Source organism: Frankia sp. CcWB3, assembly GCF_977927595.1.
Window position 1 is genome coordinate 1 of record NZ_CDWRCK010000112.1, and the last position, 9177, is coordinate 9177.

The 9177-nt window shown below is 72.1% G+C and carries 9 protein-coding genes and 1 pseudogene; 8 read left to right on the forward strand and 2 right to left on the reverse strand.

Going from position 1 to position 9177, the window contains the following annotated elements:
• Positions 1-188: 188 nt before the first annotated feature.
• The 3 genes from ACY5KJ_RS10555 (at position 189) to ACY5KJ_RS10565 (ending at position 2525) form a co-directional block, all read left to right on the forward strand.
• On the forward strand, positions 189-1193 hold the full coding sequence (locus ACY5KJ_RS10555; protein ID WP_462188429.1) for a S1C family serine protease: 1005 nt from the start codon (positions 189-191) through the stop codon (positions 1191-1193).
• A gap of 41 nt (positions 1194-1234) precedes the next feature.
• On the forward strand, positions 1235-1723 hold the full coding sequence (locus ACY5KJ_RS10560) for a DUF6113 family protein (protein WP_462203271.1): 489 nt from the start codon (positions 1235-1237) through the stop codon (positions 1721-1723).
• A gap of 157 nt (positions 1724-1880) precedes the next feature.
• Positions 1881-2525: a flavin reductase family protein gene (locus tag ACY5KJ_RS10565; RefSeq protein ID WP_462203272.1), complete on the forward strand. Its 645-nt coding sequence runs from the start codon at positions 1881-1883 to the stop codon at positions 2523-2525.
• Between the two features lie 36 nt (positions 2526-2561).
• On the opposite strand, the gene ACY5KJ_RS10570 is transcribed toward ACY5KJ_RS10565, so the two are convergent.
• Positions 2562-3563 (reverse strand): transglutaminase family protein, encoded by a 1002-nt coding sequence (locus ACY5KJ_RS10570; protein ID WP_462188426.1) that lies wholly within the window; start codon positions 3561-3563, stop codon positions 2562-2564.
• The gene (locus tag ACY5KJ_RS10575) at positions 3560-4024 is read right to left on the reverse strand and encodes a putative acetyltransferase (protein WP_462203273.1); all 465 of its coding nucleotides are present in this window, start codon (positions 4022-4024) and stop codon (positions 3560-3562) included. The genes ACY5KJ_RS10570 and ACY5KJ_RS10575 overlap by 4 nt, the downstream gene beginning before the upstream one ends.
• Before the next feature lie 85 nt (positions 4025-4109).
• Here ACY5KJ_RS10575 and fdxA point away from each other — a divergent pair, with 85 nt between their 5' ends.
• The 5 genes and pseudogenes from fdxA to ACY5KJ_RS10600 form a co-directional block, all read left to right on the forward strand.
• A complete protein-coding gene (fdxA, locus tag ACY5KJ_RS10580) occupies positions 4110-4433 on the forward strand; it encodes a ferredoxin (RefSeq protein ID WP_011438232.1) in 324 nt (107 codons plus the stop codon).
• 59 nt (positions 4434-4492) lie between these two features.
• A pseudogene (dapC, locus tag ACY5KJ_RS10585) lies at positions 4493-5632 on the forward strand (succinyldiaminopimelate transaminase); the annotation flags it as partial.
• Positions 5633-5724: 92 nt separating this feature from the next.
• Positions 5725-6567, forward strand: coding sequence for a 2,3,4,5-tetrahydropyridine-2,6-dicarboxylate N-succinyltransferase (locus ACY5KJ_RS10590; RefSeq protein ID WP_462188423.1), 843 nt, complete (start codon positions 5725-5727; stop codon positions 6565-6567).
• 90 nt (positions 6568-6657) lie between these two features.
• A complete protein-coding gene (gene dapE / locus ACY5KJ_RS10595; RefSeq protein ID WP_462188422.1) occupies positions 6658-7737 on the forward strand; it encodes a succinyl-diaminopimelate desuccinylase in 1080 nt (359 codons plus the stop codon).
• Between the two features lie 393 nt (positions 7738-8130).
• On the forward strand, positions 8131-9177 hold a 1047-nt coding region (locus tag ACY5KJ_RS10600; protein WP_462203274.1), incomplete at its 3' end, for a nucleoside-diphosphate sugar epimerase/dehydratase.

The window sequence follows — 9177 nt, forward strand, 5'->3', positions numbered from 1 at the left end:
GCGGGACCTGTTCGCCGGTCTCGTGTGTGAGCCCTGATCGACTCCAACGCCCCGGCCCGCTGACGACCTGGCCCGCTCGCCCGCCCGCCGGCCGCGGTGGCACAGGCACCTCGGTGGGAATGTTCTGGACGGCCCCGTGTTCGTAACGCTGTAATCAATGTAAGTGTGGCGTCGGCCGAGGAGGTCGGATGCGGACCAGACGTGCCAGGGGAGACGGACCCGACCCGGCGCGGCCCGGCGGTTCCCCGCCGGTCGAGCCGCTGGACGCCTATTCCGCGGTCGTGACCCGGGTGGCCGCGGCGCTGACCCCGTCGGTGGCGAGCCTACGGGTGCGTACCCGGCGCGGCGCGGGGGCCGGTTCCGGGGTGGTGTTCACCGACGACGGGTTCCTGCTGACCTCCGCGCACGTCGTCGAGGGGCATCGGGCCACCTCCGGAGCGTCGGTCGGGCTGGCGCAGTTCGCGGACGGCACCGAGCGCGAGGTCGACCTGGTGGGTGCCGATCCGCTCTCGGACCTGGCCGTGCTGCGGGCCCGGGGCACGACCCCGCCGGCTGCCGTCCTCGGGGACGCCGCGGGTCTGCGGGTCGGCCAGCTCGTCGTGGCTGTCGGCAACCCGCTGGGGCTCACCGGCAGCGTGACCGCCGGGGTCGTCAGCGCCCTCGGCCGGTTGTTGCCGACCCGTTCGGGCTCGGCCGTGCGGGTGGTCGACGAGGTGATCCAGACCGACGCGGCCCTCAACCCGGGTAACTCCGGCGGGGCGCTGGTCACGGCCGACGCCCGGATGGTGGGGGTGAACACCGCCGTCGCCGGTGTCGGCCTGGGGCTGGCCGTCCCGGTGAACGACACGACGAGGAAGATCCTCGCCGCGTTGATGCGCGACGGCCGGGTCCGCCGGGCGTACCTGGGGGTCGCGGGGGCGGGTGTTCCGCTGCCGCCCGCCGTGGCCGAGCGGATCGGGCAGCGCCACGGTGTCTGGCTGGCCGAGGTGGTTGTCGGCAGCCCGGCCGGGATCGCCGGGCTGTTCACCGGGGATCTCGTCCTGTCGGTGGCCGGGACGCCCGTCGTCACCCCGGGTGATCTCCAGCGACTGCTGACCGAGGGCACGATCGGCCGGCCAGTGGAACTCACGGTGTGGCGGCGGGGCGCGTTGGTGGACGTGATCGTCGTACCCGCCGAGCTGGTGACCGCCTGAGGACCGGGCGGGCCCGGCGGACGATGTCCTACTGTCGGAGAATGCCCCGTCCCAGCGCCGGTCCCCGCCGGACGCCGCCCTCAACCCGGTTGCAACGACAGCCGGCGCGGCCGTCGTTGCAACCGTCCCCGGACCCGCAACCCGGCAGGGCCTTTCTGACCGCCTCCTACACACTGGGGGTATTTCTGGGGGTCGGGCTGGGTCTCTACGGCGTCTTCCTCGTTCCCGCCGGTCCGCGGCCGGGGGGGATGCTGCTGTCGCTCGGCGTACTGGTCGCGCTGGTGGGCAACGGGGGTGCCGCGCTGCTGGTGCGGTGGCTGACGGGCACCCGGCTGGGACCCACGACCGTGCTCATCGGCTGGGCCGTCGTCGTGCTGCTGTTCGCCAGTTCCCGCCCCGAGGGGGACCTGTTGTTGCGGGCGAGCGGATTCGGGTACGCGTTCCTGTTGCTCGAGGCACTGAGCCCGATCGCGGTCATCGTCCTCGCCGGGGCACGGCGGGGGCTCGCGGTGCTTCCTCCCGGTCGCTGAGCACCGGTCCGGTCACCCGGCCGTCCGGTCACCCGGTCGTCCGTCTCGCCCTGGGAGATGTCACCGGCTCTTGTGATGTGGGAGATGTCACCGGCCCTTGGGGACTGTCGCCCACGTGGTGAGCCCACGCGGTGAGCGGAGCGGGTAGCGTGGTCGGGTGGGCAGCCCTGCGCACCGTGGAGAGAACCGGGCCGGCGCGCCCGCCTCCCAGACCTCCCAGACCTCCCAGACCTCCCAGACCCTCCAGGCCGACCGGCCGACGCTGCGGACAGCGGACTTCCGCAGGGCGGTCGGCAGGTTCGCTACCGGAGTGACGGTCCTCACGACCGTCGCCGACGGTCGCCATCTCGGCATGACGGCGAACTCGTTCGTCTCGGTCTCCCTCGACCCGCTGCTGGTGCTCGCCAGCATCCGCCGGGACGCCCGCTTCCACGGTCCGCTCATGGCCTCGGGGGTGTGGGGAGTCTCGGTGCTTGCCGAGGACATGGCCGAGACGTCGCGCTACTTTGCGAAACGCGCGTATGACCAGCCCGGCGACATGTTCGCGGGATGGGAGCACTCGATCGGGCCAGAGACCGGAGTGGTCCTGTTCGACGGCGCGCTGTCGGTCTTCGAGTGCCGGACAGTCACGACCCATCCCGGGGGGGATCATACCCTCGTCCTCGGTGAGGTCGTCTCGTTCGCCCAGCCGCGGGACGATGTCGGACCGCTCGTCTTCTACGACGGGCGCTACCTCGACCCGGTGGGTGCGGATACGGGAGGAACAGAGGCGCGGAGGGAAACAGACGGTTCCCGAAGCTAACGGGCGATTCCCGAGGCGAGCGGGCGGTCTCCGGGGCTAGTTGAGCCGGGCGCGGGCCGCGGCGGCGGCTTGGCGGGCGGCCGCCGCGGCGGCCGGCTCGACCGCGGCCACCGTGTTGGCGAACGCGGCCAGATCGGTGGCCCCGCCGAGAAAGTCGCCCAACCGGACGCGGAGCTCGCCGCGCTCCCGGCGCAGGCTCGCCGGGTGGTGGGGGAGCAGCAGGGACAGCTCGACGGCCCACAGCCGCATGTGCGGCGCGTCCGAGCGCGCCCCGAGGACCCGGATGTTGCCGAGGATCCGGGTGAGCACATCCTGCGCGCTCATCGGAGCGAGGTGGGCACGGGTGAAGGCGAACCCGGCCGCGCGTACCTTTTCTGCGGCGTCGTGCACCGTCAGTAGCCGGCCGGCGGCGAACGGATCGACGAGCACGTGGTCCTGGGGGGAACCCACCGCGACCACGACGTGCCCCGGAAGCCCGACGGGATAGGCGGGGACCCCGAGCCGGGCGGCCACCTCGAGCCAGACGACGGAGAGCAGGATCGGCAGGCCGCGCCGCCGGCGCAGCACATCGGGGAGCAGCGAGGAGCGGAGGTCGGTGTAGTCGTCCTCGGCCCCGGCGAAGCCGGCGGCGAGCCCCAGGGACTCGTGCAGCGTCTCGGCGGCGATCCTCGGGTCGAAATCCCCCGCTCCCGGGCCGACCCCCTCCAAGCGCCCCGCCGCCTCGGATCCGGATCCCGGCTGTGCCTGCCCGGGCTGTGCCTGCCCGGGTGGTGCCTGCCCCGGTGCGCCGGTCTGGCGTGCCATCGGCGTACCGTGGTCGGCCCGGGGGAACCGGGACCGTCGGCTCGAGGTCGTCCGCGCGGCGAGCAGTGGACGGGCCTGCGCGGCGAGTGTGTCGAGGGCGTTCAGGGTGGCGGTGGCGTCGGGGGTGTCGGCTGCCGGGTCGACCTCGGCGGTGAGCAGATGGCAGGCGACCGCCAGGTCGATCGGCTCGCGGCGCACGACCTCGGCGAACCTGCCGCGGCTGCGGGTGCTCACGAGAGCTCGCTCGGAGCGTTCACGCCGGGGGCAGCCGCCTCCGGGGCAGCCGCTCCTGGTGGGGCAGCCGCCTTCAGGCCGGGCACCTTCGAATTGGGCGCCTCTGGATCGGGCGCCTCTGGATCGGGCGGGTCCGGGACGGTCGTCCCCAGGACAGTCGCCTCCGCGATAGTCGCCTTCGGGGTAGTCGTATTCGGGACAATCTCCGTGAGAGCCGTCGCACCCGGGACATTCCGCGTACGTCGTGTCGGTGGGCGGGGTGGGATGACGCGTGCCGCTACGACGGCATCCTCGGTAACCTGGACGGGTGTGCCCTCGGCAGTGACAACCGTGAGCACACCCGATGACCATGACCGCAACGTTCCGAGAACATCACTGAGGGATACCGGTCCGGGGATGCGGTGGCGGAGCATAACTCGCGCGCCGACATCGGCCGGAGTGATGCGGACGACATACACCACCAGCGCACGCCCTTGTTGTCGACACGGAACTGTCCAGGTCGATACTAAGGACTCAGTCGCCCGTGAGCCGGAGGAGGAAAAACCGGTGACCTACGTCATCGCAGAGCCCTGCGTCGATGTCAAGGACAGGGCCTGCATCGAGGAGTGCCCGGTCGACTGCATCTACGAAGGCGGACGGATGCTCTACATCCAGCCTGACGAGTGCGTCGACTGTGGTGCCTGTGAGCCGGTCTGCCCGGTGGAGGCCATCTACTACGAGGACGACGTTCCCGATCAGTGGAAGGGGTACACCGACACCAACGCGAACTTCTTTGAGGAGCTCGGGTCGCCTGGCGGCGCATCGAAGGTCGGCGCCTTGGACTTCGACCCGCCGACGGTCGCCGCGCTGGCTCCTCAGGGCGAGTCCTGAGCGGCCCTGGGAGACCCGGCAACATCTCCGGAGTCCCGCGGTCACCGGCCCGGTCCCGGGTGCGGCTGCCCGACTTCCCGTGGGACCAGCTGGTCTCCTTCAAGGAGAAGGCCCGGCTGCATCCCTACGGGTTGGTCGACCTCTCGGTGGGTACTCCGGTCGACGCCGCGCCGGCCGTCGTGCAGCAGGCGCTGGCGGGCTCCGCTGACGCTCCGGGGTACCCGCGGTCAGCGGGTACCCCGGAACTGCGCGAGGCGGCGGCCGGCTGGCTGGCCCGCCGGCTCGGCGTGCTCGTCGACCCGGGCGCGGTGCTGCCCGTGCTCGGGACGAAGGAACTGGTGGCTCAGCTCCCCGGTCAGCTCGGGCTCGAACCTGGTGACCGGGTGTGGGTGCCGACTCCGGCCTATCCGACCTACGAGGTCGGCGCGCTGCTCGCCCGCTGCGAACCGGTGGTGGGCCCGGCCGATGGGGTGACCCTGATCTGGTTGAACTCGCCGGGGAACCCGACCGGGCGGGTGCTCACGGTCGCCGAGATGCGCGCCGTGGTCACCTGGGCGCGGGAGCGCGGTGTGATCGTCGCCAGCGACGAGTGCTACATCGAGCTGGGCTGGGAGAGCCGGCCCGTCTCGGTGCTGCACCCCGACGTGTGCGGCGGCTCCCACGAGGGACTGCTGGCAGTGCATTCGCTGTCGAAGCGGTCCAACCTCGCGGGCTACCGGGCCGGGTTCGTCACCGGTGACTCGGCCCTGGTCGAGGGCCTCCTCGCGGTCCGCAAGCACGCCGGCTTCATGATGCCGACGCCCGTGCAGGCCGCCATGGCGGCCGCGTACGCCGACGACATGCATGTGGCGGATCAGCGGGCGCGCTACGCCAACCGGCGGGCCGTCCTCGCGGCGGCACTCGCGGTCGCGGGATTCACCATCGATCACAGCGAGGCCGGCCTCTACCTGTGGGCAACCCGGGGTGAGGACGCCTGGGCCACGGTGGACGCGCTGGCCGAGGTCGGGATACTCGTCGCGCCCGGGACGTTTTACGGGGAGGATGGCCGGTATCACGTCCGGATCGCCCTGACCGCTGCGGACTCGCAGGTGGCGACGGTTCCCGAACGGATGACGATGCTGTCGCCGGTCGCCGCCACGGGGCAGCCTGACTACGGCGCTCGGCCCGACTACGGTCAGCCGATCGCTCAGGGTAGCTATGGGGGCGCCGAGCCGGACATCCGTTAGCACCCGGCCCGGATCCGTGGCCCCGCTACCTCGCGAGGCCGGGGCCACCTCGTAGGGTCGGGCTTGTGAGCGCCTCGAACACATCCCTCGACTCTCCGATCGATCCCGCCGTCGACGAACTGTGGGAACGGCGGGCGGAGCTGAACACTGACGACGCCGACGCCCGCAAGATCGTGGTGGCCGCCGTCGACGCCATCGATGCGGGCGTGGCCCGGGTCGCCACGGTCACCGCGGGCGGCTCGGTCGCCGTTGACGAGCGGGCCAAGCGGGCGATCCTGCTGTCCTTCAAGGTTCTCGCCATGGTCGAGTCGTCCGCGGGTGACTTCCGCTTCCATGACCGGGTGCCGCTCAAGACCCGATTCGACGGCGTGCGGGTGGTACCGGGCGCGATCGTGCGCTGGGGCGCGCACGTCGAGCCCGGGGCCGTCCTCATGCCGAGCTACACCAACATCGGCGGCTACGTCGGTGCCGGCACCCTCGTCGACACCTGGGCCACGGTCGGGTCCTGCGCCCAGGTCGGCCGCAACGTGCACCTGTCCGGTGGGGCCGGGCTCGGCGGGGTTCTGGAGCCGCCGAACGCGGTCCCCGTCGTCGTCGAGGACGACGCCTTCGTCGGCAGTCGCTGCATGGTGGTGGACGGCGCGCGGGTGCGCCGCGGGGCCAAGCTCGGCGCCGGGGCGATCCTGACCGCCTCCACCCATGTCTTCGACGCCACGACCGGCGCGGAATACCCGCGCGGGGAGATCCCGGAGCGGGCGGTCGCGGTCGGTTCCAACCGGGTGAAGTCGTTCCCGGGCGGGGAGTTCGCGATGCCCTGCATCCTGGTGCTGCGGACGCTCGCCGAGGGCGAGATCCACGACAAGCTGGCGCTGAACGACATCCTGCGGGAGCACGGCGTCGCCGGCTAACGATCCTGTCACCGGTTAGCGATCTTATTGCTGGCTGGCGTCCTGTCGCCGGTTAACGATCCGCTGGCCCGGTGGCCGTAGGGTGACGGCATGAGCCTCGACCTCACGGCGCCCGTCGGCGAGCTGACCCGGGCGCTGGTCGACGTGCCCTCGGTAAGTGGGGACGAGGCCGCCCTCGCGGATGCGGTGGAGAAGGCGCTCACCGCGGTGGACGGGCTGCGGGTCGACCGGGACGGTGACGCCGTGGTGGCCAGGACCGAGCTGGGGTTGCCCGGCCGGATCCTGCTCGCCGGCCATCTGGACACCGTTCCGCTGGCGGGCAACCTGCCCTCGCGTGTGGTGGGCGGGCGGCTCTACGGCTGCGGGACCTCGGACATGAAGGCAGGGGTCGCGGTCGCGCTGCGGCTCGCGGGCACGCTCCCGGTCGCCACGCCCGGCGCGATGAGTCACGACGTCACCTGGGTCTGCTATGACCACGAGGAGGTCGAGGTGGCCCGCAACGGGCTGCGCCGGCTCGCCGCCTGGCACCGGGACTGGCTGGCGGCGGATCTGGCCATCCTGATGGAACCGACCTCCGGCGAGATCGAGGCGGGTTGCCAGGGCACCCTGCGGGTGGTCGTGACGCTCCCCGGCACCCGGGCGCACTCGGCCCGGTCGTGGCTCGGGGACAACGCCATCCACAAGGCCGGCGATCTGCTCCGCCGCCTCGCCGGCTACCGGGCGCGGACGGTGACGCTGGACGGCTGCACTTACCGCGAGGGGCTCTGCGCGGTGCGGATCGACGGTGGGGTAGCGGGCAACGTGATCCCCGACCGGTGCCAGGTCACGGTAAACTTCCGGTTCGCCCCGGACCGCGGCCCCGACGAGGCGGTGGCGCATGTCCGCGAGGTGTTGGGGGGCTACGACGTCGAGGTCACCGATCTCGCTGGCGGGGCGCTGCCCGGGCTCGCCGCCCCGCCCGCGGCGGCGTTCGTCGCCGCCACCGGTCGAGTGCCGGTGGCGAAGTACGGCTGGACGGACGTGGCGCGCTTCGCCGAGCTCGGAATCCCGGCGCTCAACTACGGGCCGGGCGATCCCAACCTGGCCCATACCCGGGACGAGTACGTCGAGCTCGCCGCGATCGACGAGGCCGAGCGGCTGCTACGGGCGTACCTGTCCGGTGTTGCTTGACCGTGGTGTCGCTGGACGCCTAGTTGCGATTTTTGTTACGCGTATGAGTCATCGGGGGTTGACGCCGTGGATCCTCCCATCTCGGCACGTTAGAGTTACGCGCGTACGTGCAGTGCCGGTCGGATGGGGGGTCCGGATGGTCGGTGGTGCGGCGGGTTCGGGGGCTCGGCACCAGGCCGGGGCGCGTCGATACACAGGTGACACGCGTTGTCGGCGCCAACCAGTGTTCTCCCCGTCGTCGGTCCGAAGATGTTGCGGCCGTGGGGGGTCTGCCAGGTGACGGGCACTGTCTTCAGCCATGCACAGGTGGGGTTGGCCGCGGGGCCGGGCACGGATGCCATCCCGAAACCGCTCGACGGGGCCGATGGGCCCGCCTGGTACGACCGCTACGAGGTGGGCGCGGACCCCGGCGCGGACCGAGCGTCCGACGGTGCCGTCGGCTACCGGGCGAAGGTTCGCTGGGAACGGCCGTACGGCTGGCTGCTCGTGGGCTCCGACGCGGTCGCCTGCGTGGTCGCGGCGGGAGTGGCCTACCTGGTCCGGTTCGGCGGACTGGTCGAGTTCGACCTGAAGCCGGTCTCCGCGACGCCGTATGTCGCCATGTCGATCCTGCTGCCCGTCGCATGGGTGTTGTCGATGTACCTGAGCCGGGCGTACGAGAGCCGGTTCCTCGGCAGTGGCTCGGAGGAGTTCCGCCGGGTCCTCAACGCCGCCGCGCAGCTCACCGCGGTGGTGGCCGTCCTGTCCTATGCGACCAAGGCCGAGCTCGCGCGTGCCTACGTGCTGATCGCCTTCCCGGCGGCGCTGCTGCTGACCGTGGCCGGCCGCGCCGCCGCGCGCGGCTACCTGCACCGGATGCGCCGGGCGGGCCGCTGCCTGCACCGGGTGCTGGTGGTCGGGGCGGGAGACTCCGCGGCGGCGTTGGTCCGGCTGGCCCAGCGGGATCCGACGTCGGGCTGGTCGGTCGTCGGTGTCGTGCTCGACCGCTCGCCCGGCCGGCACAGCCACGACTCCCCGGAACGCGGGGGGTTCGACCTGTTGGGGGTGCCGATCGTCGGGACGTCGGAGACCCTGCACACTGCCATCACGGCCACGCACGCCACCACGGTCGCGATCAGTCCGCAGATGGACGGCGAGACGCTGCGCCGGGTGCTGTGGACGCTGGAGGGCAGCGACGTCGACGTGCTGGTCTCCTCGGCGCTGACCGACGTGACCGGGCCGCGGATCTCGATCCGTCCGGTGGCCGGGCTGCCGCTGCTGCACGTCGAGGAGCCGGAGCTCACCGGCGCGCGGCGGGCCATGAAGGGCCTGTTCGACCGCAGTGTGGCCGCGGGGGTTCTCCTGCTGTGCGCGCCGTTGTTCCTGGCCCTGGCGCTGGCGGTGCGCCTGACCAGTCGGGGGCCGGCCATCTTCAAGCAGACCCGGGTCGGCCAGGGTGGC

Coding starts and splice junctions, on each gene's coding strand:
- ACY5KJ_RS10555 (WP_462188429.1), top strand. CDS start 189: ATGCGGACCAGACGTGCCAGGGGAGACGGACCCGACCCGGCGCGGCCC.
- dapE (WP_462188422.1), top strand. CDS start 6,658: ATGAGCCTCGACCTCACGGCGCCCGTCGGCGAGCTGACCCGGGCGCTG.
- ACY5KJ_RS10560 (WP_462203271.1), top strand. CDS start 1,235: ATGCCCCGTCCCAGCGCCGGTCCCCGCCGGACGCCGCCCTCAACCCGG.